The sequence below is a fragment of the uncultured Psychroserpens sp. genome (assembly GCF_947500255.1).
In the GTDB taxonomy this organism is placed as follows: Bacteria; Bacteroidota; Bacteroidia; order Flavobacteriales; family Flavobacteriaceae; genus Psychroserpens.
Window position 1 is genome coordinate 212945 of sequence record NZ_CANMRL010000004.1, and the last position, 26516, is coordinate 239460.

Genomic DNA, 26516 nt, shown 5'->3' on the forward strand with positions numbered 1-26516 from the left:
AGCTACATTATATATAAATTAACTGAACTCTCTATTTATCTAGAGAGTTCTTTTTTTTAAAGACATCTTCGAGTTTAAAATCAAAATTCATGATTTCTTTATTTCGCTCTATTTTAAGTCTTACAGACTTTCCCGGACGCTCTCTAAAATAACCTATAACTTGTTGCAACTTTAGTAGGTGCGCTTCTTTTCCATTGATACTTAGAACGACATCATCTATTTTTAATCCAGCACGCTCAGCTGGAGAACCTTTCCTTATATCAACAATAGTAAATGCAGGTTTTAGTTTAAATTGATACGATCTAACAATATCAATGTTTACTTTATCTCTATTTTGTCCATAAGAATCTAGTATATTATTATTAGAACGTTCTCTAACCACTCTAACTCCCGTTTGTTCCAATACAATACCACTTCTATTATACTGGAATCCTGCTTTAAAATTTGAGTTCTTTTTTAAAGTTATTTTGGAATTACCATAATCGATTATTAGATTAAAACGCCTAAGCATTTCAGCTCCAAGACTACCATTTCTTTCTTTATGGCGTCTTGCATAGGTTATTGCAGACGAATCTGGAAAAGCGACATTAACGTTATTTAGTTTAAAATCCTTGAGATTTAATGACTTTACAATAGATCGTAGTCCATAGACGTTTCCGCTCAATCCTCTTCCTAAAAAATCATGAAAATAGTTGTGGTGAGTTGTAGATATGCCTTTAGACTCATCTTCAAATAACCATAATGCATCACTACTACCTGTATCAATGAGCAATTTTATAGGTACATTTTGATCACCAAATTTGGCTTTCAAATCCATATAAGGCTTATTATTATAAAAGGACAGGTTAAAAGTCTCACACTTTTTACAGGGTTTATACTGGTAAGCATCCTTTCTATGAAGTTTTAAATATTTAGATCTATAATTTATTTCAACAACAAAGTTTTTAAACAAATCATAACCAATAATTCCATGAACAGGAACACCTAGTCTTGGTGTGAAATTTATATTTTGGTCAAAAACCACATATACATCTTGATTTATATTAACCGCATTTCCAATTTTAAAGAAATTATTATTTGATTTAAGTGCTTTAACAGATTCTCCATCTCCAAGACCTCTAATAAAAATAGTCTCCACATTATTAATTTGCAGAGAGTCTGTATTGGTAATGTTAAATAAAAGTGGTTTACTAACACCTGTATCAAGTAAAAAAGACAATTTAACGCCATTGATTTCAACGGGTATAATAATCAGATTATTAATAAGTTGAAATCGTATCTTATCAGTTTTTCGTTTTGGCAAGTTAAAATCACCTTGCCCAAATGAAAAGCTAAAACTCATTACGAATAACAGAATAAGTGCGTATGTTCTTTTGGAAAAAATCATAAGTATTAATAACAAGTTACAAATCTTTAATATATGTTTAGTTTTTACATCAATTTTTTAAATAAAATTTAAGATAATTTTCAGAACTTTACCATCAAAATAAATAAACATGCCAACGATTTCCAAAAAAGGAGTTTCTATGCCAGAATCTCCAATACGTAAATTAGTTCCTTTTGCTGAAAAAGCTGAAAAAGCAGGTAAAAATATCTATTATTTAAACATTGGTCAACCAGATATTAAAACCCCTAAAGTTGCGGTTGATGCTATCAGAGAAAGTACAATAGACATATTAGCTTACAGCCGTTCTGAAGGATCTGAGGCTTACCGCCAAAAAATCGCCAACTATTATGCGAATAATGACATTCATGTTAAACATGATGATATTATTGTTACAACTGGAGGAAGTGAAGCTTTATTATTTGCTTTTGGAAGTATTATGGATGTAGATGATGAAGTAATTATCCCAGAGCCTTTTTATGCTAATTATAATGGATTCTCAACAGCTTCTGGAGTAAACGTGGTTCCAGTAATCTCTAAAATTGAAAATAATTTTGCATTACCACCAATTGAAGAGTTTGAAAAACTAATCACTCCAAAAACCAAAGCAATACTTATTTGCAACCCTGGAAATCCAACAGGATACCTATACTCAAAAGAGGAAATAAAAAAATTAGCCAATATTGTAAAAAAACATGATTTATTTTTAATTGCTGACGAAGTTTACAGAGAGTTTGCCTACGATGGCGCTACACATTACTCTATTTTACAAGAAGAAGGTCTCGAAAATTATGCTATTGTTATAGATTCTGTTTCAAAACGCTATAGCATGTGTGGAGCTCGAATTGGGTGTTTAGTCTCGAAGAATAAAGACGTTATAAAAACAGCTTTAAAGTTTGCTCAAGCGCGTTTAAGTCCGCCAACTCTTGCTCAAATTGCTAGTGAAGCTGCATTAGATACACCACAAAGTTATTTTGATGATGTAATTGCTGAGTATGTAGAGCGTCGAAATATTCTAATTGAAGAGTTAAGTAAAATAGAAGGCGTTCAAGTTGCCAATCCTAAAGGCGCTTTTTATTGCATTGCGCAATTACCTATAAAAAACTCAGATGCCTTTGCACAATGGCTGTTAGAATCTTTTGATGTCGATAATGAAACTGTAATGGTAGCTCCTGCAGCAGGTTTTTACAGCACGCCTGGTGTTGGTTTAAATCAAATACGTATCGCATACGTTCTTAATACTGAGAGCCTTGTAAAGGCTGTAAACATTTTAAAAAAAGCCCTTAAAGTATACCAAGATTAGTGCATATACAACACAACATATCTCTAAAACCATACAATACCTTCGGAATTGATGTTAAAGCAAAGCAATTTGTTTCGGTATCATCTATTGAAGAATTAAAGGATATCTATAGCTCGAGTGCTTATCCGCAAAAATTTATTTTGGGAGGTGGTAGTAATATGTTGCTTACAAAGGATATTGATGCTCTAGTTATTCATTTAAATTTAAAAGGAAAACAGATTATTTCTCAATCTGATAATAAGGTTCTAGTACAAAGTCTAGCTGGTGAAAATTGGCATGAATTTGTATTATGGACACTTGAAAATGATTTTGGCGGATTAGAGAACTTATCTCTTATTCCTGGAAACGTTGGTACAAGTCCAATTCAAAACATAGGTGCATATGGAGTTGAGTTAAAAGATGTTTTTCACTCATGTAGTGCTTTAAACTTAGAAACTTTAGAGATCGAAACTTTTACTAAAGATAGCTGTGAATTTGATTATCGAAATTCTATTTTTAAACAACATGCTAAAGGGAAGTATATTATTACTAGCGTTATGTTTAATCTAAGTGTCAAAGAACATACATTACACACTAACTATGGCGCTATCACTTCAGAACTGCAAGCTATGATGGTTACTGAGCCAACAATTCAGGATGTGTCTAAAGCAGTAATTGCTATTAGAGAGAGTAAACTCCCTAACCCAAAAGAGATAGGGAATTCGGGTAGTTTTTTTAAGAATCCTATCATTTCAAAATCAGAGTTTTTAAAATTTAAGAAGAATTTTCCTGATGCGCCACATTATATCGTTTCAGATGAAGAAGTAAAAGTTCCAGCAGGTTGGCTTATTGAACATGCTGGTTTTAAAGGCAAAACTTTTGATAATTATGGAGTACATAAAAAACAGGCTTTAGTTTTGGTAAATTATGGTGGTGCAAATGGAAATGATATTTTAAAGTTATCACAATTAATTCAAGAGACAGTTGCTCGTATTTTTGATATTAATATAGAAGCAGAAGTTAATATCATATAAGCAAAAAGCCTCAAATAAATGAGGCTATTGTTCACTACAGAATAGTTTTTTGAAAATGCTATTAATCAATTTTCCTTTAGGAAGAAAAAATTCTATTCCACAGAAATTATATGTTAAATGGATTAAATTCCGTTTTGGTATTATTTTACTAATTTTACCAACTTAATCTATATACGGATGAAATTTATTTTTGGACGTTTTAAAATTCATTTTTTTTAATAAAATTTTAATCTCTAGTTTTTGAGCACTTCAATAGAACAACAAATTGTAGAATTACTCGCTAAAGGCGATAAAAAAGCACTCAATCTTCTTTACGAAAATTATGCAGATAGCCTCTATGGTGTCATCTTAAAAGTTACAACTAATGAAGAACTAGCTCAAGATGCCCTTCAAGAAACATTTGTGAAGGTTTGGAAAAATTCAAAAAAATACGATTCTAAAAAGGCCAAATTATTTACTTGGCTCTTCAGAATTGCGAAAAATACAGCTATAGATAAATTAAGAAGTTTCAACAATAGATTTGAAAAAGAAGTCCAAATCGATAAATCAAACGTATATATCTTACCAACAGCAAGTTTAAACCAAGATGTCTTGGATTTAAAGGAGCATGTTGCACGGCTAGACGAGAAGTATCAAATAGTCCTTAAAGCCTTGTTTTTTGAGGGAATGACCCAACAAGAAGCAAGTGAAGAGCTTGATATACCATTAGGTACTATAAAGTCTAGATTAAAAATTGGATTGAGAGAACTAAAAAAGGTTTACGATCCAGAAATAAATTAAGAAATGGAAAAAAAATTACATACTTTTTTTCAATCTGGTTTACTTGACAAGTATATACTAGATGAAATATCTGCTTCAGAACGTCTGAAAGTAGAGCAATTTATTGAGACCTATCCAGAAGTGGAAAGCGAATATCTGAGATTACAAGATAATCTTGAGATTTTAGCTAAAGTTGATGCTGTAGAAGCTCCTAAATTTGTTTTAGATAACATCAAAAATGAATTAGAGGAAAAAGCCACTCCTGTAATTACACTTGAAAGACCAAGACGAAGAACACCTTGGTATAGCATTGCTGCTAGTATTGTTGCCCTTCTTTTTGCAGGTGGTTACTATATGAAGTACCAACAAAATCAAGAATTAATCAAAGAAAACCAAGTTGTTGTTGACGAAATTTTTGATTTGAGAAGTGATATTGAAGACAATAACAAAAAGCTTGACAACTTAATGCGTCAGTTCATGAAGCTAAATAATCCTGAAACTGAAAAATATGTGTTAAGAGGAAATGCTCGCGCTAAAGATTTAAAAACAGTGGCATACATCAATGCTATTGAAAAAACGTCCATGATTGATGTTGTTTCTTTACCTCAATTATCTGAAGATCAATTTATTCACCTTTGGGCTGAAATGGAAGATCATTTTGTAAGCCTTGGTATTCTTGACCCTTCACAAAAAAACATGCAATCTGTACCTTATATGGAAAATGCTTTAGGGTTAAGTATTACAATTGGACCAAAAGAAAATGCTGATAAAACAGATGAAGCTGTTGCAGAAATAGAATTAAAGAATCGAAATAACTAACAGTTATTTAAACAAATATAAAAGCCACCTTAGGATTACTAAAGTGGCTTTTTTTTTATGGATTGTTATTTATTCTTTATCAAAAAATGCCTTGTGAATAAATCCAGCCACTATAGCACCAGCAATAGGAGCCAGCCAAAACAACCATAATTGTGACGTAAATTCTCCACCTGCAAAAATAGCCTGACTTGTTGAACGCGCAGGATTGACAGAAGTATTAGAAATAGGAATACTTATTAAATGAATTAAAGTTAATCCAAGACCAATAGCAATTGGAGCAAAACCTTTAGGTGCTCTTACATTAGTACTCCCCAAAATAATTAACAAAAAGAATAATGTCAATAAAAATTCAGCAACTAACACAGACATCATACTATAACCATCTGGTGATTGTTCACCATAACCATTAGAGGCAAAACTACCAATATCAACAAAATCAGATTTACCAGTTAAAATAAGGTATAGAGCTCCAGCTGCAGCTATAGCTCCAATAACTTGAACAATAATATAACCTATAAGGTCTTTTGCTGGAAATTTTCCTGCCGACCATAGTCCTAAAGAGACTGCAGGATTAAAATGTCCTCCAGATATATGTCCAACAGCATAAGCCATTGTTAACACTGTTAAACCAAAAGCCAATGCCACGCCAGCAAAACCAATTCCTAATTCTGGATAAGCAGCAGCAAAAACTGCACTACCACAACCTCCAAAAACAAGCCAAAATGTTCCAAAGAACTCTGCTAATAATTTTTTCATAATAATTAATATTAGTTAGTAAAAAGATTAATTTATTAATTATAAGACACTTAAACAATTAACAAAGTCACATATTTGTCTTTGCTTCCTATAATTAGTAGTCATAATAATGACTAAAAACATTCAAAATTTTTATCTTTGCACAAACAAAAAATAACCAGAAGTAGATGAAACTCATTCTAATAACTTTAGTACTCTTAGGTTTAAGCGTTGCTGGAATTGCAATTAAAATATGGGCAAAAAAAGACGGCAAATTTGCTGGCACTTGTGCTAGTCAAAACCCAATGCTTAACCAAGAAGGTGAAGCTTGTGGCTTCTGCGGAAAAACACCAGACCAGTTCGAAAATTGTAACGAACCTCAACACTCCTAACCATTGTTGCTTCTTTTTGACGTACTCTTTTACGTTTTTATTGCTATTGTAGCTATTCAAATTATTTATTACGGACTTATCTTCGGAAAATTTGCTTCAGTAAAACAAAAAAAGACTTCAATTAAAAATCAACCTGTTTCAGTCATTATTTGTGCGAAGAATGAAGCTGAAAACCTAAAAACCAATTTACCATCAATATTATCTCAAGCTTATACAAGTTTTGAAGTAGTTCTCATCAATGATAATTCTTCAGATGACACATTACAAGTGATGCAAGCATTTAGTAAAGATCATGAGAACATTAAAATAGTTAATGTAAAACCCATAGAAGCATTTTGGGGAAATAAAAAATACGCATTAACACTAGGCATAAAAGCTGCAAAATACAATACTCTTTTATTTACTGATGCCGATTGCAGGCCAACATCTAAGCATTGGATTAGCAAAATGAGTGAACGCTTTGATTCCCAAAAAACACTTGTTTTAGGTTATGGTCCTTATCAAAAAATCAAAGGGTCATTACTCAATTTACTTATTAGGTTTGAAACCTTTATGACCGCTGTTCAATATTTTTCTTATGCCTTATTAGGACAAACATATATGGCAGTTGGCAGAAACCTAGCCTATAGGAAAGAACTGTTTTTTGAAGCCAATGGTTTTATGGACCACATGAAAGTACTGTCTGGCGATGATGATTTATTTGTAAATCAGGTAGCAAGCAAAAAAAACACTGCCATTTGTATTGCCAAACAAAGTTTTACAGAATCGGTTCCAAAGCATACATTTTCAGAATGGTTTCTTCAAAAACGTAGACACGTGAGTACGGCTTCTCATTATAAACTAAAACACAAAGTGCTTTTAGCCTTATTTTATTGTTCGCAATTTCTATTTTGGGGCCTTTCCATTATATTATTAATTGTGCTACATCAATGGCAAATTGTTGTGGGACTCATTTCTTTAAGATTTATTGTTCAATATACAACACTCTATTCTGCAGCTGCTAAACTCAAAGAAAAAGATTTGATCTTATTCGTTCCCTTTCTCGAATTATTTCTAATTACTTTTCAATTCTTTATATTTATAAAAAATCTCTCATCAAAACCTCAACATTGGAAGTAAAAGACGCGATAGAAAAGGCTAAAGAAAATGATCAAATCGCTTTTAATTTTCTATTAGACACCTTTTGGAACACTATTTATGGATTTCAATTAAAGCGTACCGAAAATGAAAACGATGCTGAAGATATTACCATACAAACATTCTCTAAGGCTTTTGATAAAATTCATACCTATAATGATAAATATGAATTTAAAACATGGCTTGTAACCATTTCTAAGAACATTCATATCGATTTGGTACGAAAGCAAAAATCTACAATATCTAGTCGATCAAACGCTAATGAAGACGATGACTATTATACAATTATTGACGAATCTCCTACACCTGAAGATAAACTAATAACAGAACAAAATTTAGCAAAGCTACTACGAGATATTAAGAAGCTAAAACCGCATTATCAAGAGATCATTAATCTGAGATATTTTCAAGAGTTGACCTATAAAGAAATCTCAAAATATTTAGATGAACCTATCAACAATGTAAAAGTAAAATTGTTAAGAGCTAAAAAGCTCCTTGCCGAAATTATTAAGAAAAAATAATGTCTTTCAGTCTTAAAAAAATAGGTCCAGGATTATTATTTGCAGGCGCAGCAATTGGTGTCTCCCATCTTGTACAATCTACAAGAGCTGGTGCTGATTTTGGTTTTGGATTAATTTGGGCTCTATTACTAGTCAATATTTTTAAATATCCGTTTTTTCAATTTGGTCCACGCTACGCAATGGCTACAGGAGAAACGCTTTTAGATGGTTACAAAAAATTGGGAAAAGGTGTACTTATAGCCTATTTCATTTTGACTATTGCTACAATGTTCACTATTCAAACTGCTGTAACTATAGTCACAGCTGGCTTAGCTGAATCAATTTTTGGAGATTTTATTTCTACAAAAATATGGACCGTTATTATTCTTAGTATTTGCTTTGTTATCTTGATTATCGGTAAATATAGTTTTCTCGATAAACTCATGAAGTTTATCATTATTACACTAACTCTAAGTACCATAGTGGCTGTCTGTTTTGCATTTAAAAATTCTACCCAACCAACAGCACTAACACAAGTGTTTCCAAATGCTATGCAATTTGGCTTTCTAATTGCATTTATGGGTTGGATGCCAGCACCTTTAGACATTTCCGTCTGGCATTCACTTTGGGCTATAGAAAAGAAAAAAGAAGACACTGATTTTAGTGTAAAATCATCACTTTTTGATTTCAACGTTGGTTATTTTGCTACGATTATACTTGGATTAGGTTTTTTGGCTTTAGGCGCCTTGGTCATGTTTAATAGTGGAGAAAACTTTAGCGGAAAAGCTGATGTATTTTCAAATCAGCTCATTTCAATGTATACTAAAAGCTTAGGAAATTGGTCGTATCTCATTATTGGCATTGCAGCTTTTACGACCATGTTCAGCACAACCCTTACAACACTAGATGCATCACCAAGAGCTATGGCTAAAACAACTCAACTGTTATTTGGTAATCAAATGAAGCGATCTTACTTAGTATGGATTTTGATTTTGATTTCTGGAACCATTCTTATTTTCTTCAAATTCAAATCTGATATGGCGTTGCTAATAACTATTGCCACGGTTTTATCGTTTATTACTGCTCCTTTATACGCTATTGCAAATTACGTGTTAATCTCAAGTCGTCATACACCCAAAGAATGGCGACCATCAACAGGTATCCATATTTTAAGTTGGTTAGGACTTTTATTTTTGGTGGGATTTAGCGTTTGGTATATCGCATTAAATAAAGATATGTTTATTCAATTTTATGATTGGCTAACTCAATTACTTTAAGGGAAAAATTAATAGAATACTTCGTATCTTTGCTGTCTCTAATTAATGTAGATGGATACAAATACCGAATCAAAACCAGTAGTAACACATCAACCAAAACCGAAATGGCTTCGTGTTAAACTTCCAACTGGAAAAAAATATACCGAGTTAAGAGGACTGGTAGACAAGTACAAACTCAATACAATTTGCACCTCTGGGAGCTGTCCAAATATGGGTGAATGTTGGGGAGAAGGCACTGCCACTTTTATGATCTTAGGAAACGTATGTACACGTTCTTGTGGGTTTTGTGGTGTGAAAACCGGTAGACCAGAAACTGTGGATTGGGATGAACCTGAAAAAGTAGCACGCTCAATCAAAATTATGGGTATTAAGCATGCGGTTTTAACAAGTGTTGATAGAGATGACCTCAAAGATATGGGAAGTATCATGTGGAGTGAAACGGTAAAAGCTGTAAGGCGTATGAACCCAGAAACAACACTTGAAACACTAATCCCAGATTTCCAAGGTATTGAACAACATATCGACAGAATTATTGACGTTGCTCCCGAAGTCGTATCTCATAATATTGAAACGGTAAGACGACTTACAAGAGAAGTTCGTATACAGGCTAAATACGATAGAAGTATGCATGTGCTCAAATATTTAAAACAACAAGGACAACGTCGCACTAAATCTGGCATCATGTTAGGTCTAGGAGAAACACGTGAAGAGGTAATTGAAACACTCCACGATTTGAGAGAAAACGATGTGGATGTTGTGACTATTGGACAGTACTTACAGCCAAGCAAAAAACATTTGCCTGTAAAACAATTTATTCAACCAGATCAATTTGACGAATACAAAGACATTGGTTTAAAATTAGGATTTCGTCATGTAGAAAGTAGTGCCTTAGTTCGATCGTCTTACAAAGCTCAAAAACATATTAATTAATGATTCGTGTCGCTATTAATGGATTTGGCCGCATTGGTCGTAGAGTGTTCAGACTTATTGAAAACAGAGACGACATTCAAGTTGTAGCTATCAATGATCTTGCAGATGCCCGAACACTTAGTCACTTATTAAAATATGATAGTATTCATGGGGTCTCAACTCATGACATTTCTTATACTCAAAATCATATTACCTTAAATGATAGATCCATCCAACTACTCAACTGTAATCATCCTAAACTTATTAATTGGTCTCCTTTTGATGTTGATTTTGTGATTGAATCCACAGGAAAGTTTAAAACTTCTACTGACTTGATGCATCATATTAATAATGGTGCTAAACGAGTGATTTTATCTGTTCCTCCTATTGAAGATGATATTAAAACAGTTGTTTTGGGTGTTAATGATAATGAAGTAGATGGTAATGAACTCATCCTTTCTAATGCTTCTTGCACGACAAACAATGCCGCGCCAATGATTTCTGTAATACATGAACTTTGTGGTGTAAAGCAAGCTTATATTACAACGGTTCACTCCTATACTACAGATCAAAGTTTACACGATCAACCGCATAAAGATTTACGTCGAGCAAGAGCCGCTGGCCAATCAATTGTTCCCACAACAACTGGAGCCGCTAAAGCGCTAACTAAGATCTTTCCTGATTTATCTGATGTAATTGGTGGTTGCGGAATTAGAGTTCCTGTAGCCAATGGTTCTTTAACAGATATCACTTTTAACGTTGAAAAAACAGTGACTATTGAAGACATAAATAAGGCTTTTGAAAATGCATCTAAAACATATCTGAAACATATTCTTCAATATACTGAGGACCCAATTGTATCAATTGATATTGTTGGTAATTCGCACTCCTGTATATTTGATGCCCAAATGACTTCTGTTATAGGAAATATGATAAAAATTGTTGGCTGGTATGACAATGAAACTGGGTATTCAAGTAGAATTTTAGATTTAATTTGCAATTTATCGATGAAATAGTGTCTTTTATCGAATAAATATTTATATTTGTCCAAATGAAAGTGGCCAAATATGTCCCAAGCTAAGTATTACATAGTTGCTTTTTTAATAAGTTTTTCATGCGCACTATTTGCTCAATCTAATGATATTGAGGATATTGATGTGTTAAAAATGCGTATTAAAAACACCATTACTCAATCAGATTTAGATAGAGAACGTGGCGATTATTTTAATGCCAAAGATAATCTAGAAAGCGCATTAGATATTGCCGTTAGTATAGACGATAAAAAGAGCCAGGGTATTATACACACTAAAATTGGAAAACTCCAATTCACTGTCAACGAATACAATAAAGCATTAGTATCTCTTACTAAGGCAGCTGGAATACAAAGAGAATTAAATGATGATGTCAATCTAGCCATTACATACAGTATTAGAGGTACGCTTCATGCCAGTAAGAAAGAATATAAAGATGCTTTAGAGTATTTAAAATCTGCCAAAACACTTTTTGAAGAAGAAGATCTAGAAAATAAAATTCCAGAAGTAACTCTTACTCAAGCTAAAATTCATTTAAGCTTAAAAGATTATAAAACAGCAAAGTCATTATTTGAGAATACGATTGTTTCTGCAAAGAAAAACAATCAAAATACTATTCTCTCCAATGCTTTAATATACAATGGAAAAGCATTAGATAAATTAGGAAACAACAAACAAGGTATCGCCCTTGCTGATGAAGGTTTACAAATTGCTAAAGCCGAAAAATCAGTAGAGAATATTAATGAAGGTTATCTTACTTTAAGCGCTATCTATGAAAATGATAAGAACTTCGAACAAGCGCATAATTACCTTCAAAAACATGTACGATTTTCAGATTCTATCTTAAATATAGAACGTGCAAATTTATCTCCTGAAAAAAGAGCAGAACGCATAAGCACATACAACGCAGCCGAATTTCAGAAACTAAAAAAGCAAGTCGAAGATCAAGAATCTGATAGTAACTTAGCTAAGATTACAACCATTTTAAGTATTGCTTTAATTACTATTCTATCGCTATTGACATTGTCCTTATATAAGAACAATAATATTAGATTGAAGTCAAACAATATGCTTCAAGAAAAAAATGATGATTTAATTGAAGCCATGAAAAAAGCCGAGCTTGCTTCAAAAACTAAAGCTAATTTCTTGTCTACTGTAACACACGAGTTAAGAACTCCACTTTATGCTGTTACAGGCTTAACAAACATGTTGTTAGAGGAGGAACCAAGTGAAAAGCAAATTCCGCATTTAAAATCGTTAAAATTCTCAGGAGATTATCTATTGACTTTTATCAATGACATCCTCCAAATTAATAAAATCGAAGCCAATAAAGTAGAGCTAGACCCGGTATTATTCAATCTTAAAACTAAAGTTGAAAACGTATGCTCTGCTCTTAATAATTCGGCATTAGATAATAACGTAATCATGCATTATGATTACCAAAAAGACTTACCAGAAACGTTTATTGGTGATAACCTTAAAATTTCTCAAATTCTAATAAACCTTATTGGTAACTCCATCAAATTCACAAAAGATGGAGATATTTGGGTTAGAGTTTATAGTATTGCCAATAAAGGAAACGATTATACCTTACGATTTGAAATCGAAGATAATGGTATTGGTATCTCTAAAGAAAAACAAGACAATATGTTTGAGAGCTTCTCCCAAGGCTCAATACAGATCAATAGGAAATATGGTGGAACAGGTCTAGGTTTGTCAATCGTAAAAGGTCTTATTGAAATATTAAAAGGAAAAATCTACTTAAAAAGTGAACTTGGAAAAGGAACAACATTCTTCTTCGAGATTCCATTAACCTACGCTCCAGAAACTGTTAAAATCGAAAAAGAAGACTATTCTAAAAACATTAGCAAATTGGACATTAGTAACATTAAAATCTTGATTGTTGAAGACAATAAGATCAACCAAATGATCACAAAAAAGATTCTTAATAAAATGAATCTAGAATGTGATATCGTAGATAATGGAGAGGCAGCTGTAGAAAAAGTCAAGGAAAACACTTATAACGTGGTCTTGATGGATATCCATATGCCTGGCATTAGTGGGTTAGAAGCCACCAAAATCATTAGAACTTTTGATAAAGAGTTAACCATTTTTGCCTTAACTGCTGTAACACTAGAAGACAAAATGCATGAGTTTGACGAAGCAGGGTTTGATGATATTATCTCTAAACCATTCAAGCAAGAAGATTTTGAAAAGAAACTTTATGAAGTACTTGCAGCCAATCAAAATACGGCCTCTTCGTTCTAAAAAGAGTTTATAAATGATATGATTTCCGTATCAAACGCATCACTTTTATCTATCTGAAAACTGATAGGCAAATAATACAACTGTGAGGTATTAGCATCAAAACTATCTTGAAGCCTCATATAATCCTTTTCGGTGGTTAAAACAATTTCCTTTTGCCTCAACACTTCAATTTCTGAAGTAGAAAACATATGATGATCCTTAAATTTTAAATGCTCAAAATCTATTGATTTAGACCTAAGGTAATCTAATAATGGTTGAGGATGTGCTATTCCTGTTACTAATGTAATAGTCTTTCCTACTAAATCTTGAAGTGAAAAACGATCAGACCCGTTATAAATATATTCTGAATAAGATATCGTACTAAAATAAACGCTCTGATGCGATAGTGGTCTTAACTGCTGTGTGATGTGTTCTTTCTCCGAAAATGATAGCGACGTAGGGCATTTGGTCACCACAATACAATTGGCTCGCTTAGCTCCTGCCCTAGACTCTCTTAAATTACCCGTTGGCAACACAATATCATCACTGTATAAATTACCATAGGCAGTCAGCAATACATAAAAACCTGCCTTGACTTTGCGGTGTTGAAAAGCATCATCCAATACAATTACTTCAGGTGATTCCATCGATTGTAAGGCCTCAATTCCATGTTGTCTATTTTCATCTACAGCAACAGACACATGACCTTTAAATTTATTATAAAACTGAAAAGGCTCATCTCCTATAGTTTCGGCAGAGGCTTTTTTACCTGCCAAAATAAACCCTTTAGTTTTACGCCCATAACCTCTGCTTAAAATGGCTAATTGATATTGCTTTTCTTTTAGTAAACCAATAATATATTCTGTTGTTGGTGTTTTTCCCGTACCTCCTGTACTTAAATTACCTACACAAATTACAGGGATATCATAAGATCTTGAAGAGAACCAGCCTAAATCATAAAACTTGTTTCGTAACCAAGTCACCAAATAATAAATAGGAATAAAAGGAAAAAGTATTTTTCTGAGTAGCTTCATTAGAACGAAGTTAATATTTTATATTTGTTTTTAAACTTAACACCATAAATAATATGATTGTTCAAGATGTGATAACCTATCTAGAAAATTTAGCACCTTTAGCTTATGCAGAAGATTTTGATAATGTCGGACTCCTAGTAGGCAACAAAAAAGCTAAAGTCTCAGGAGTTTTGGTCACCTTAGACACCTTAGAAGCTGTTGTAGATGAGGCTATTGAAAACAATTGTAATCTTATTGTGAGCTTTCACCCTATTATTTTTAAAGGTTTGAAATCACTTACCGGAAAAACCTATGTTGAGCGAACAGTCTTAAAAGCCATTAAACATGATATCGCAATTTATGCCATCCATACTGCACTAGATAATGCTCTCAAAGGTGTTAATGACATTATTTGTAATACACTCGGATTAGAAAACAAGCAAATATTAATTCCGCAAAAGGGAACAATTAAAAAATTGACTACCTACGTTCCTCTCGGAAATGCAAATGATTTAAGAGCTCAACTATTTAAAGCAGGTGCTGGAAATATTGGCAATTATGACAATTGTAGTTTTAATGCACAAGGCACAGGAACATATCGAGGAAATGAAGCTTCAAATCCTACATTAGGAAAAAAAGGTGAATTACATGAAGAAGAGGAAATTCAAATTTCAGTAACATTTAATAAACACATAGAATCAAAGCTACTACAGACGCTATTTGAACAGCATCCTTATGAAGAGGTTGCCTTTGAAGTAGCAACTCTAGATAATTATGACCAAAATATTGGTATGGGAATGGTTGGAGAGCTCAAAAATGCACAATCGACAACTTCGTTTTTTGAATTTCTAAAAGAAAAAATGAATGTGTCCTGTATTAGGCATTCTGAAATCACAAAAGATACAGTTAAAAAGATTGCTGTTTTAGGTGGCTCAGGAAGCTTTGCCATCTCTGCTGCTAAACGTGCTGGAGCAGATATTTTAATTACAGCCGATCTAAAATACCATGATTTCTTTTCGGCCGAAAGTGACATTATTTTGGCAGATATTGGACATTATGAGAGTGAACAGTTCACAAAAAACTTTTTAGTAGACTATCTCTCGAAAAAAATTACTAATTTTGCAGTCGTTTTATCAACGACGAATACAAATCCGGTAAAGTATTTATAATTATGGCAAAAAAAGCTGAAGCATCTGTTGAAGATAGATTAAGAGCACTCTATGATTTACAATTAATCGATTCTAGAGTAGATGAAATAAGAAACGTTAGAGGTGAGCTACCTCTTGAGGTTCAAGACCTAGAAGATGAAGTTGAAGGTTTAAATACGAGACTTGAAAAGTTAGCGACGAATCTTGATTTAATTGACGATCAAATTAAATCAAAAAAGAACTTAATTGAAGAAGCCAAAGCGCTTATCAAAAAGTACACAGAGCAACAAAAGAACGTTAGAAATAATAGAGAATACAATTCTTTAACTAAAGAAGTAGAATTTCAAGAATTAGAAATTCAACTAGCTGAAAAGCACATCAAAGAATTTAAAGTTCAAATAGAGCAGAAAAAAGAAGTGATCGATGAGACAAAAGACCGTCTTAAAGATCGTAAAACACACTTAAAGCATAAGCGTGGTGAGTTAGATGCTATCCTAGCAGAAACTCAAAAAGAAGAAGAAGCATTAATTAAAAAATCTGCTGATTTCCAAAAGAAATTAGATGAGCGTTTAGTCAATGCTTACTTACGTATAAGAAACAATGTGAAGAACGGATTAGCAGTTGTACCAATCGAAAGAGGAGCTTCTGGAGGATCTTTCTTTACTATTCCACCACAAATTCAAGTAGAAATTGCATCTCGTAAAAAAGTAATTACAGATGAACATAGTGGTAGAATTCTAGTTGATGCGCAATTGGCTCAAGAAGAAAAAGAAAAAATGGAGAAAATGTTTGCTAAACTTTAATCCTAACAATACTTTAAAACAAAGCCTTTATCTATCAAGATAAAGGCTTTGTCATTTTAATAAAACTTTCACAAACTAAATTTTAAGGTTTCTTATATTTATTCGACCTATTGAAAAAGAAAGAAACCATTATGAAAAGACTATTAAGTACCTTAGCCGTTGTAGTATTATTTAGCTGTCAAAATAATGCTCAAGTTAGTAAAAAACAACAAGCAGTTATCGATGCCAAACCCATTGAGGTTCCTATAAAAGATGGAAAAGCCAGAGCATACTTTGCCAGTGGATGTTTTTGGTGTGTCGAAGCCATTTATGAGAGCGTAAAAGGTGTTGAAGAATCTATTAGCGGGTACTCTGGAGGTTTTACCGAAAACCCAACCTATGAGCTCAGTAATACAGGAAGAACTGGTCATGCAGAAGCCGTAGAAATTATATACGATCCAAAAATAGTTAGTTTTGAAACCTTAGTCGATGTATACTTTGCGTCTCAAAATCCAACTCAAGTTAATGGACAAGGACCAGATAGAGGGTCACAATACCGCTCCATTATTTTTTATCAAAATGACGCTCAAAAGAAAATAATAGAAGATAAAAAAACTGCTTTAGCAAAACAATTAAATGCCAAAATCGCAGCTGAAGTGTATCCATTTCAAAAGTTTTGGGTGGGAGAAGATTACCACCAGAACTATGAAAAATTACATCCTAATCAAAGCTATATTAGAAATGTATCTATTCCAAGATTAAATAGATTTAAAGCAAAAATGCCAGAAGTTTTGAAAGAAAAATCTGAACATTAGTGTATTTCGTCGATTAAATTTGGATTTTTGTCGATATAAAATGTATTTTGACGACTCAGTAATTTAAAGATTACCCCAAATCTCAAAATACTTTTACGATGAAAAAAATTACTTACCTACTATGTTTTGCATTACTCTCTTGTGTAGTCTATGCTCAAACTCCTGGTGTACCAATGTATTCAAATCCAAATCAATACATAGAATATATCCCAGGAAATCTACCGATTATAATCGCTGTTCCTCATGGAGGCATACTACAATCTGGAGAAACCATTGGTGGCGTATTCTATCCTGACGATGACTCTAATTTACCAGACAGAACTTGTGGCAACAATGATAGGGATGTCAATACAGATGTGTTAATACGTCGAATTCAAGACGAACTATATGCACAAACCGGTGGCTATGCTCACATTATAATAAACAATCTTCATAGATCAAAAATGGATCCAAATGGTATGCCTAGTGCAGGATCATGTGGAAATAGCCATGCAGCTTCTTACTGGAGTGATTTTCACTATTTCATTAATGATGCTAGCGCTAGTGTCGAAGCAAATTGGGGCAAAGGCCTCTATATTGATTTGCATGGTCATGACCACTCAGTTCCTAGAATTGAAATTGGATATAACATTACTGCATCAGAACTCAACACTAGCGATTTAAATAGTACTTCAATTATTGACAAATCAACAATTAATAACTTAATTAACAACAACATAAATGGCTTGTCTTACGAAGAGTTAGTTAGAGGAAATAATAGTTTGGGACAGTTGTTTCAAAATGCTCCAGGCACCTATTATAATAGTATTGATCCATCTGGTCCAGAAACAAGTTATCCTGAATGTGGTGTAAGTTCTGGCTATAGAGCTGTACCAAGTAATTCAAATTATGGTAGCAATGCTTGTGACGACACTATGCCATTAGCCCATTCATATGATGACGGAGATGATTACAATAACAGAAGACACGGTTCTGGAGATGGAGCAGGAGGTTCTTTAAGTATTGGAGGAGGCGGTAATATTGATGGTATTTCGATCCAAGTGAATAGTCGTCTTAGAGATTTAGGAAGTCCTTATGATGCCATGCCTAACACCTTAGACCCTTTTGCTATCGATTATGCTAATGTAATTTTAGAGTACTTGAGTATTCACTACGATAATTTTTCAGAATTTGATTATGATGCTGCTAGTTATGACATTACTGATGTTGATCCAACTCCTTCTTTAACAAATGGTATAACAGGCGGAATTTACTTTAGCACACCTGTTGGATTAGTAATAGACCAAGATACAGGAATTATAGATACGTCTGCCTCTGCTGTTGGTAACTATACAGTCACTTATTCTGTAGGTCCAACATCGGCAATGAGCTCTCCTAATAGATTCTACAATACCTCAAGAAACATCGAAATAACAAATGATGCTTTAAGTGTATCTGAGGAAGAATTTATTACTGTAAAATTGTATCCAAATCCAACTACTGGACTTTTAAACTTCGAATCTACTATTCAACTTTCAGAAGTAAAAGTTCATAGTATTCTTGGACAACGTGTAAAAACAATCACTATCAATAATGAACAATCGTCAATAGACTTATCTGGCTTAAGAACTGGCTCTTACTTAGTTACTTTTTATACCGATGAGCAATCTTTAGGCTCAAAATTGATTGTAAAAAACTAGAGTTTAGTTGCTTTAATTTCAAAAAGAAGAGGGTATAGTTTATCCTTTGTTACATAGTTGCCAGATTTAGTTTTTACTAGGTCTGGCAATACATTATATGGGCTTTCATCGTATTCATTCAAATAGTCAATTTTTAATCCAGCTTCAATAAGCGCATTTATTACTTCACTCAATCCATGGTTCCAACCATATTCTTTACTCACCATTTTAGAACCCTCATCGGCATAGGTCCCTTCGTATTCTTCATAAATAGCATCATCCTGCATGTAACCATACTTCATAATTGACTTTCCATCTAAGTAGTCAAACATCCAAACGATTGGGTGAAATTCGACTATGTAAAATGTACCTCCTTTATGTAATCGATCTGCTATCATTTGCCCCCAAGGCTTTAAATCGGGCAACCAACCTATCACACCATAAGAGGTAAATACAATATCAAACTTTTCTTTGATATACTCAGACGTATCCAAAACATTACAGCGTGTGAATTTTGCATCTAAATTTAGCTCATCATTCAAGGATTTGGCAAGCGCTATGCCTTCATCACTTAGGTCTATACCAACGCACTTTGCACCTAACCTACTCCAACTCAACGTATCTTGACCAAAATGGCATTGCAAATGCAATAATGATTTCCCTTTAACATCTCCAAGTGCTTCTAATTCATAGGTCATTAATGAAGATTTACCGTTTTTGAACGCCTCTAAATCATACATTTCACTTTCAGAATGAACTTTTACTTTTTCATTCCAAGTATTTCTGTTGACTTCAAAATGATCTTTACTCATATGCTTTGGTTTGAAACTCTAAAATATAATAACTTCGGAAATGTAAAGATTGTCATACCTTTACAAAAAAACAAATGACACGACTACTTACCATCTTATGCATATGTATGTTACTAGCATCATGCAAAACTGAAACCAAAGACCAAAACACAACTCCTGAGACCATTTCCGAAGAAAAAAAGGAATTAACAGTAGCTGAGAAAATTGCTCAAGCTCATGGCTTTGAAAATTGGGAAAAAGTTAACCAAATTGAATTTACGTTTAATGTCGATAGAGGCGAAAATCATTTTGAAAGGAGGTGGTCCTGGCAACCAAAACATAATTATGTTGTTTCTACTGTAAATAAGGATTCGATTACAATGTTTATAAGAGATTCTATCTTAGACCCTAATTTTGTAAAAGTTGATAAAAGTTTTATCAATGACAAGTACTGGTTATTGGTTCCGTTTCAATTGGTTTGGGACGAAGGCACAACCATATCAGATCCAGTGAAGGAAGTCGCTCCAATCTCAAAAACCGAACTCAATAAAATTGTACTCACTTATGGAAACGAAGGTGGTTATACACCTGGTGATGCCTATGATATTTTTTATGATAATAACTATATCATTAGAGAATGGGTGTTTAGAGAAGGAAATAAAGAAGAACCATCAATGACGACTAGCTTTGAAAACTATGAAGATTTTAACGGTATCAAAATAGCAAAAGATCATAAAATGGCTGATGGAAACTTCAATCTCTACTTTTCAAACATTAAGATTAAGTAACAGAAAGTCTTAAAAAAATATTAAAGTTGATTAATTGTCGTAATGACAACATCCAACTCACGACTAATGGACGTATATAAAGTATAATATTCCGCGTTAGCGTCCATATATATTCAAAGCGCTTCAACTAAATTTAGTTGAAGCGCTTTTTACTTTTAATTAACCTTTAAAACCTTCGTTGGTATGTGTACCATCACAATAAGGTTTGTTTCGTGATGCACCACATCTGCAAAATGCAGTCGTTCTGTTTTTTGTCTCCTTACTTCCATCTTTATGAGTTACTTTTAATGTCCCATAAACCAAAAGTGGTCCATCTTCAAGTACTTCTACTTTAGTTTCTAAAGTTTCGGCTTCTTTATTCTGTTCGTCATTCATATAATAACTCAATGCTCCAGAAGGACAAGCTTTCACTTGGTTCACCAAAACTTCGGTAGATGCTGCATCAACTTTAATCCATGGTCGTTCTTTAGGTTGAAATACCGCTCCTAGGCCTTTTACACAAATGCCTGAATGAATACACGCTTCTGGTTTCCAAACTATTGTGACTTCGCCATTACTATATTCTTTTGTCTTTCCCATATCATTATGATTTCTTTAAAGATACTAAAAAAGTATTTCCTTTTCTCACTAAAAATGGCGCTTTCATCACTTCATTTCCTGATATATAATCCTTATTTTTGTTAGACAACATAAAACTAAAAACCTTGTCTAATTATCAATTAGGTCCTGAATTTGCTGAGCATCAAGACCAGAATGACCAACTCTCATCTTATAGAACTAAGTTTCACATGCCAAAGGACAGCAATGGCAATGAACTCATTTACATGACGGGAAATTCGTTGGGATTACAACCTAAAATCACAAAAAATTATATCAATCAAGAATTGGATGATTGGGCAACCCTAGGTGTAGAAGGTCATACTGAAGGTAAAAATCCTTGGTTACACTATCATGAATTTCTAACAGAAACTATGGCGAACATCGTTGGTGCCAAACCTTTGGAAGTTGTAGTGATGAACTCATTAACTGCAAATCTTCATTTTATGATGGTGAGTTTTTACCAACCAACTCCTAAACGCTACAAAATATTAATAGAGGCCGATGCCTTCCCAAGCGATAAATATGCTGTAGAATCACAATTGCGTCATCATGGTTATGATGATAAGGAAGGTTTAATTCTTTGGAAAGCGCGTGAAGGCGAAGAGTTAGCTAATTATGATGATCTAGAGACCATACTGAAAGAACAAGGTGATGAGATTGCACTTATCATGATTGGAGGTGTCAACTATTACACGGGACAATTTTTTGATTTAAAACGAATTACTCAATTAGGTCATCAACATGGTTGTGTTGTTGGTTTTGATTGTGCTCATGGTGCAGGAAATGTAAAACTTGACCTTCACAATTCTGGAGCAGATTTTGCCGTTTGGTGCAGTTATAAATATCTAAACTCTGGGCCAGGCAGTTTATCTGGCGCGTTTGTTCATGAGCGTCATGCCTATAATAAAGAACTCAACCGCTTCACAGGTTGGTGGTCTCATAATAAACAAACACGCTTTAGAATGCGTGATGAATTTGACCAATTACCAGGTGCCGAAGGTTGGCAACTAAGTAATCCGCCAATTCTTTCAATGGCTGCTATTAGAGCATCACTAGATGTGTTTGCCGATGCTGGATTTGATGCACTTTGTAAAAAATCAAAACAGTTAACAGGCTATTTCGAATTCTTGCTAAATGAACTCAATAATTCAGATATTAAAATCATCACCCCTAGCAATCCTGATGAACGTGGATGCCAACTCTCAATACAAGTAAAAAATGCCGATAAACGTTTACATAATAAGCTTACGGAAGCCGGAATCATAACCGATTGGAGAGAGCCTGATGTTATTAGATGTGCTCCTGTCCCGCTTTATAATTCTTATACAGATGTTTATCTATTTGTAGAACGCTTGAAAACGATTTTGAATTAAAATGAAACAACAAAACATACTTATTATTGGTGCAGGACTCTGCGGAAGCTTACTCGCTTTACGCATGGGACAGCGTGGCTACAATGTCACTGTTTATGAAATGCGTCCCGATTTACGTAAAACCGATATCTCTGCTGGACGCTCAATCAACTTAGCATTTTCTGATCGTGGCAATAAAGCTATGAAATTGGTTGGTATCGAAGATAAAGTAGAAGCACTTTGTATCCCAATGAACGGTCGAATGCTTCATGACAAAGATGGCAATACCTTTTTATCAAATTATAGCGGACGAGACCACGAATACATCAACTCCATTTCAAGAGGTGGCTTAAATGCATTATTGCTAGACGAGGCCGAAAAACACGATAATGTTACCATTCATTTTAATAAAAAGTGTTTATCTGTTGATTTTGAAAACACAACAGCTCTTTTTCAAGATTATGACACCAAAGATGAATTTATTGAAGATGCTGATGCCATCATCGCAACAGATGGTGCTGGTTCGACACTGCGAAGAAGTTACTATTTAGAGCGAAAGTTTTTATTTAGTTTTTCTCAAAATTACTTAACACATGGTTATAAAGAACTCACTATTCTGCCTACAGAAACTGGTGATTACAAAACATACAAAAATGCATTACATATCTGGCCTAGAGGTGATTTTATGGTCATAGCTTTACCTAATTTAGATGGTAGCTTTACGGTGACACTCTTTTTAAGTTATGATGAAGGCGAGTACAATTTCAATAATTTGACGACAGCAGAAATGGTTACCGAATTTTTCCAAAAAGAATTTCCAGATGCTCTAGAACTCATGCCAAATCTTGTTGAAGATTTCTTTGAGAATCCTACAGCCCCTTTAGGAACTGTGAAATGTGCACCTTGGCATTATAAAGGTAACACCTTGCTTATGGGGGATTCTGCTCATGCGATTGTTCCTTTCTACGGACAAGGAATGAACGCTTCTTTTGAAGATGTTGTGGAATTTGATACCGTTTTAGACAAGCATGAAGGTAACTGGGAAACTGTTTTTACAGCTTATGAAAAAACAAGAAAAAAAGATACAGATGCCATTGCAGATTTAGCCATTGATAACTTTCATGAAATGAAAGATCATGTGGCTAATCCCATTTTTCAAGAGAAGCGTAAAATTGAAATGGCTCTGGAAAAAGAATTTCCAAACGACTACTCATCAAAATATAGTTTAGTCACTTTTAATGAACATATTGGTTATAGAGAGGCTATGCTTAGAGGAAGAGCACAAGACAAAGCCATTTTAAATATGTTGGATGATGGTGTGATTTCACCTTCTGATGATTTAAAAGACCTTTTAGAAAAAGTAAAAAAAGAAACCGAAAACATATTAGATGAAGACAAAATAGCAAAAACACTTCATCATTAAAACTATATTATGAGCGAAAACACAGTAACACCAAGAGGCGCTTATCCACATATAAAGCAAGTTGGCGATTTTATTTTTGTCTCAGGCACGAGTTCACGTAGACCAGATAATACTATTGCTGGCGTAGATATTATTGATGAGATGGGCACCAAACGCCTCAATATTGAAACCCAGACACGCGAAGTATTGAAAAACATAGAAAAGAATTTAGCTAAAGTTGGTGCATCACTTAAAGATGTAGTAGATGTCACTTCTTTTTTAGTAAATATGAATGACTTTGCAGGTTATAATAAAGCCTATGCTGAGTTTTTTGACAAAGCCACGGGACCAACGCGTACAACCGTTGCAGTACATCAATTACCACATCCAGATTTGGTCGTTGAGATTAAAGTGATGGCATATAAGACGTCATAATTAATGATAAAATTCTTTAGACATATTCGTAGATCACTTCTCTCGGAAGGTAAAACAACCAAGTATCTCAAATATGCTATTGGTGAAATTCTACTTGTAGTTATTGGTATTTTAATTGCATTAGGAATCAATAACTGGAATGAAAATTTAAAAGCACAGAAGAATGAAAAAGTACTCTTACAAAAACTACAGGAAGAGAATCGATTAAATCTAGATGATCTAAATTCAGATTATGAGTATCGTGAAAATCTTGATAAAACTTTAGAGAATTTTAATATATTCTTAGCCAGCGATTCTATAGAAAACCAACAATCTAAGCTAAAAAATTATCTCGCCGATATTTTTAGATCTACATCCTATACATTCACACAAACTAATCTCATCAACTATATCAATTTACATGACGATAACTTTTCTGAACTTAATAAGGAGCTGTCTGAGCTAAAAATCATGGAATATGATCTTCAAACTATTTCTGAAAAAGGGATTGATATAAAAATTAATAATTTCTTTGAAGCCTTGAAAGATGACGTCGACTTTAATACATTAAACATAGAATCATTTGAGACTTTAAAGTCTTTAGGGTTTAGAAATAATATTGTAATCATACAAAGTATTGAAAGTGAAATTTCATATCAGTTTAATAATACGATCAACCAAATCAAAAAAGTAGACTCCTTAATTAGTTCCCGTTTAAATAAAGATGAGATTGATTCATTACAAACAAAATAAAAGACTTAATTTTAGTCATCGAATTAGCAAATTAATGATCTAATTGAGCTGTAATGAACATCCAAAACTATATCAACGGCAATTTTCATAATCCAATTCAAGATAATTGGATAGATAATTATAACCCCTCCAATGGGACAATCTACGGACAAATTCCAAACTCTGATAAAGACGATGTTGAAAATGCATATATAGCAGCAAAATCTGCCTTTCCTAGTTGGTCGCAAACCACTTTAGAGGAACGCAGTCGCATTCTCATTAAAATTTCAGAATTACTCGAGGCCAATTTGCAACGTTTTGCGGAAGCTGAAAGCAAGGACAACGGGAAACCTATTAGTTTAGCTAAAACAGTAGACATTCCAAGAGCGGCAAGTAATTTTAGGTTCTTCGGAAATGCCATTACTCAATTCGCCAGTGAAAGCCATGAAAGTGTTGGTCAACAAGCTATCAATTACACTTTACGTCAACCCATTGGTGTTGTAGGTTGCATTTCTCCTTGGAATCTTCCGTTATATCTTTTTACTTGGAAAATCGCACCAGCATTGGCTACTGGAAATTGTGTTGTTGCAAAACCTAGTGAAGTGACTCCAATGACTGCCTATCTGCTTGGCGAAATTTGTAATGAAGCGGGATTACCTAAAGGTGTTCTCAATATTGTTCATGGTCTTGGAGGTTCTACAGGTCAAGCTATTATAGAACACCCAGACATCAAAGCCATCTCTTTTACAGGAGGAACTGCAACAGGCGCTCATATCGCTAAAGTTGCTGCTCCAATGTTTAAAAAGTTGTCTTTAGAATTAGGCGGGAAAAATCCAAATATCATTTTTGCCGATTGCGATTATGATGACATGCTCAACACTACAGTTCGTTCGTCATTTGCTAATCAAGGGCAGATCTGCCTTTGTGGAAGTCGGATTTTTGTAGAAGCTTCTATCTATGATAAATTCAAAACCGATTTTGTGGCTAAAGTGAAGCAACTTAAAGTTGGTCATCCATCTCAACCTGACACAAACATAGGTGCTCTAGTATCAAAACCTCACTTAGAAAAAGTAAAAGACTACATTCAAATTGCTAAAGATGAAAACGGAACTATTTTGTGTGGTGGCAATGACGTTGTCGTTGATGGATTTGAAAATGGATATTATTTAGAACCTACGGTTATTGAAGTACCAAATGACGAATGTAGAGTCAACCAGGAAGAAATATTTGGACCTGTGGTTACTATTATGCCGTTTCACAGTGAAGATGACGTCTTACAAATGGCTAACAAGGTTAAATATGGTTTATCAGCAACACTTTGGACCAATGATTTAAAACGTACAATGCGCATGAGCAATCAACTTCAGGCTGGAATTGTTTGGGTAAATACTTGGATGATGCGTGATTTACGGACACCGTTTGGAGGTGTAAAAGCTTCTGGAGTAGGTCGTGAAGGTGGCTTTGAAGCCTTACGCTTTTTTACCGAAGCTAAAAATGTATGCATCAAATATTAAC

General features: G+C 33.7%; 26 protein-coding genes. 21 read left to right on the plus strand and 5 right to left on the minus strand.

Going from position 1 to position 26516, the window contains the following annotated elements:
* Window positions 1–31: 31 nt before the first annotated feature.
* Window positions 32–1387: an aspartyl protease family protein gene (locus tag Q0783_RS13090; protein WP_298895822.1), complete on the minus strand. Its 1356-nt coding sequence runs from the start codon at window positions 1385–1387 to the stop codon at window positions 32–34.
* Between the two features lie 109 nt (window positions 1388–1496).
* Between Q0783_RS13090 and Q0783_RS13095 the strand changes: the two genes are divergently transcribed.
* The 4 genes from Q0783_RS13095 (at window position 1497) to Q0783_RS13110 (ending at window position 5278) form a co-directional block, all read left to right on the plus strand.
* Window positions 1497–2687, plus strand: a complete 1191-nt coding sequence (locus tag Q0783_RS13095; RefSeq protein WP_298895824.1) for a pyridoxal phosphate-dependent aminotransferase — start codon at window positions 1497–1499, stop codon at window positions 2685–2687.
* On the plus strand, window positions 2687–3700 hold the full coding sequence (gene murB, locus Q0783_RS13100; RefSeq protein WP_298895826.1) for a UDP-N-acetylmuramate dehydrogenase: 1014 nt from the start codon (window positions 2687–2689) through the stop codon (window positions 3698–3700). Before Q0783_RS13095 ends, murB begins: the two co-directional genes overlap by 1 nt.
* A gap of 240 nt (window positions 3701–3940) precedes the next feature.
* Window positions 3941–4480, plus strand: coding sequence for an RNA polymerase sigma factor (locus tag Q0783_RS13105; RefSeq protein ID WP_230936600.1), 540 nt, complete (start codon window positions 3941–3943; stop codon window positions 4478–4480).
* 3 nt (window positions 4481–4483) lie between these two features.
* Window positions 4484–5278 carry an RNA polymerase subunit sigma-70 gene (locus tag Q0783_RS13110; protein WP_298895828.1) on the plus strand — a complete coding sequence of 265 codons (795 nt, stop codon included), beginning with the start codon at window positions 4484–4486 and terminating at the stop codon, window positions 5276–5278.
* A gap of 69 nt (window positions 5279–5347) precedes the next feature.
* Here Q0783_RS13110 and aqpZ read toward each other — a convergent pair whose 3' ends face one another.
* Window positions 5348–6034, minus strand: coding sequence for an aquaporin Z (gene aqpZ, locus Q0783_RS13115; RefSeq protein WP_298895830.1), 687 nt, complete (start codon window positions 6032–6034; stop codon window positions 5348–5350).
* Between the two features lie 167 nt (window positions 6035–6201).
* Between aqpZ and Q0783_RS13120 the strand changes: the two genes are divergently transcribed.
* Genes Q0783_RS13120 through Q0783_RS13150 form a run of 7 tightly spaced genes read left to right on the plus strand, consistent with a single transcriptional unit; the run spans window position 6202 to window position 13527 of the window.
* Entirely contained in the window at window positions 6202–6405 is a 204-nt protein-coding gene (locus tag Q0783_RS13120) for a membrane or secreted protein (RefSeq protein ID WP_230936603.1), read from the plus strand.
* Window positions 6406–6411: 6 nt separating this feature from the next.
* Complete coding sequence (locus tag Q0783_RS13125) at window positions 6412–7524, plus strand: glycosyltransferase (protein ID WP_298895996.1); 1113 nt, start codon at window positions 6412–6414, stop codon at window positions 7522–7524.
* Window positions 7515–8063 carry a sigma-70 family RNA polymerase sigma factor gene (locus tag Q0783_RS13130; RefSeq protein ID WP_298895832.1) on the plus strand — a complete coding sequence of 183 codons (549 nt, stop codon included), beginning with the start codon at window positions 7515–7517 and terminating at the stop codon, window positions 8061–8063. Before Q0783_RS13125 ends, Q0783_RS13130 begins: the two co-directional genes overlap by 10 nt.
* Window positions 8063–9319 (plus strand): Nramp family divalent metal transporter, encoded by a 1257-nt coding sequence (locus Q0783_RS13135; protein ID WP_298895834.1) that lies wholly within the window; start codon window positions 8063–8065, stop codon window positions 9317–9319. The genes Q0783_RS13130 and Q0783_RS13135 overlap by 1 nt, the downstream gene beginning before the upstream one ends.
* A gap of 51 nt (window positions 9320–9370) precedes the next feature.
* On the plus strand, window positions 9371–10249 hold the full coding sequence (gene lipA, locus Q0783_RS13140) for a lipoyl synthase (protein ID WP_298895836.1): 879 nt from the start codon (window positions 9371–9373) through the stop codon (window positions 10247–10249).
* Window positions 10249–11244 carry a type I glyceraldehyde-3-phosphate dehydrogenase gene (gap, locus tag Q0783_RS13145; RefSeq protein WP_298895838.1) on the plus strand — a complete coding sequence of 332 codons (996 nt, stop codon included), beginning with the start codon at window positions 10249–10251 and terminating at the stop codon, window positions 11242–11244. The genes lipA and gap overlap by 1 nt, the downstream gene beginning before the upstream one ends.
* Before the next feature lie 51 nt (window positions 11245–11295).
* Window positions 11296–13527, plus strand: a complete 2232-nt coding sequence (locus tag Q0783_RS13150; protein WP_298895840.1) for an ATP-binding protein — start codon at window positions 11296–11298, stop codon at window positions 13525–13527.
* On the opposite strand, the gene lpxK is transcribed toward Q0783_RS13150, so the two are convergent.
* Window positions 13524–14540 carry a tetraacyldisaccharide 4'-kinase gene (lpxK, locus tag Q0783_RS13155; protein WP_298895842.1) on the minus strand — a complete coding sequence of 339 codons (1017 nt, stop codon included), beginning with the start codon at window positions 14538–14540 and terminating at the stop codon, window positions 13524–13526. The genes Q0783_RS13150 and lpxK overlap by 4 nt on opposite strands.
* A gap of 53 nt (window positions 14541–14593) precedes the next feature.
* On the opposite strand from lpxK, the gene Q0783_RS13160 reads away from it, so the two are divergent.
* From Q0783_RS13160 to Q0783_RS13175, 4 genes are all read left to right on the plus strand, one after another.
* Window positions 14594–15688, plus strand: coding sequence for a Nif3-like dinuclear metal center hexameric protein (locus Q0783_RS13160; protein ID WP_298895844.1), 1095 nt, complete (start codon window positions 14594–14596; stop codon window positions 15686–15688).
* A gap of 2 nt (window positions 15689–15690) precedes the next feature.
* Entirely contained in the window at window positions 15691–16470 is a 780-nt protein-coding gene (locus Q0783_RS13165) for a C4-type zinc ribbon domain-containing protein (RefSeq protein ID WP_230936611.1), read from the plus strand.
* Between the two features lie 131 nt (window positions 16471–16601).
* Window positions 16602–17264 (plus strand): peptide-methionine (S)-S-oxide reductase MsrA, encoded by a 663-nt coding sequence (msrA, locus tag Q0783_RS13170; protein WP_298895846.1) that lies wholly within the window; start codon window positions 16602–16604, stop codon window positions 17262–17264.
* A gap of 98 nt (window positions 17265–17362) precedes the next feature.
* Window positions 17363–18943 (plus strand): T9SS type A sorting domain-containing protein, encoded by a 1581-nt coding sequence (locus tag Q0783_RS13175; protein WP_298895848.1) that lies wholly within the window; start codon window positions 17363–17365, stop codon window positions 18941–18943.
* On the opposite strand, the gene Q0783_RS13180 is transcribed toward Q0783_RS13175, so the two are convergent.
* Window positions 18940–19734, minus strand: coding sequence for a methyltransferase domain-containing protein (locus Q0783_RS13180; RefSeq protein WP_298895851.1), 795 nt, complete (start codon window positions 19732–19734; stop codon window positions 18940–18942). The two genes, Q0783_RS13175 and Q0783_RS13180, sit on opposite strands and share 4 nt — an antisense overlap.
* 74 nt (window positions 19735–19808) lie before the next feature.
* On the opposite strand from Q0783_RS13180, the gene Q0783_RS13185 reads away from it, so the two are divergent.
* Window positions 19809–20501, plus strand: a complete 693-nt coding sequence (locus Q0783_RS13185) for a hypothetical protein (RefSeq protein WP_298895853.1) — start codon at window positions 19809–19811, stop codon at window positions 20499–20501.
* A gap of 159 nt (window positions 20502–20660) precedes the next feature.
* Here the strand turns inward: Q0783_RS13185 and Q0783_RS13190 are convergent, their stop codons facing one another.
* Window positions 20661–21080: a (4Fe-4S)-binding protein gene (locus tag Q0783_RS13190; RefSeq protein WP_298895855.1), complete on the minus strand. Its 420-nt coding sequence runs from the start codon at window positions 21078–21080 to the stop codon at window positions 20661–20663.
* Window positions 21081–21205: 125 nt separating this feature from the next.
* On the opposite strand from Q0783_RS13190, the gene kynU reads away from it, so the two are divergent.
* The 5 genes from kynU to Q0783_RS13215 are packed head-to-tail and all read left to right on the plus strand — an operon-like array spanning window position 21206 to window position 26515.
* Window positions 21206–22474 (plus strand): kynureninase, encoded by a 1269-nt coding sequence (gene kynU, locus Q0783_RS13195; RefSeq protein WP_298895856.1) that lies wholly within the window; start codon window positions 21206–21208, stop codon window positions 22472–22474.
* A gap of 1 nt (window position 22475) precedes the next feature.
* Window positions 22476–23876 (plus strand): NAD(P)/FAD-dependent oxidoreductase, encoded by a 1401-nt coding sequence (locus tag Q0783_RS13200; RefSeq protein ID WP_298895857.1) that lies wholly within the window; start codon window positions 22476–22478, stop codon window positions 23874–23876.
* Between the two features lie 9 nt (window positions 23877–23885).
* Window positions 23886–24290, plus strand: a complete 405-nt coding sequence (locus tag Q0783_RS13205; RefSeq protein ID WP_298895859.1) for a RidA family protein — start codon at window positions 23886–23888, stop codon at window positions 24288–24290.
* 3 nt (window positions 24291–24293) lie between these two features.
* Window positions 24294–25022 carry a DUF6090 family protein gene (locus Q0783_RS13210; RefSeq protein ID WP_298895861.1) on the plus strand — a complete coding sequence of 243 codons (729 nt, stop codon included), beginning with the start codon at window positions 24294–24296 and terminating at the stop codon, window positions 25020–25022.
* 53 nt (window positions 25023–25075) lie between these two features.
* Window positions 25076–26515 carry an aldehyde dehydrogenase gene (locus tag Q0783_RS13215; protein ID WP_298895863.1) on the plus strand — a complete coding sequence of 480 codons (1440 nt, stop codon included), beginning with the start codon at window positions 25076–25078 and terminating at the stop codon, window positions 26513–26515.
* Window position 26516: the final 1 nt, after the last annotated feature.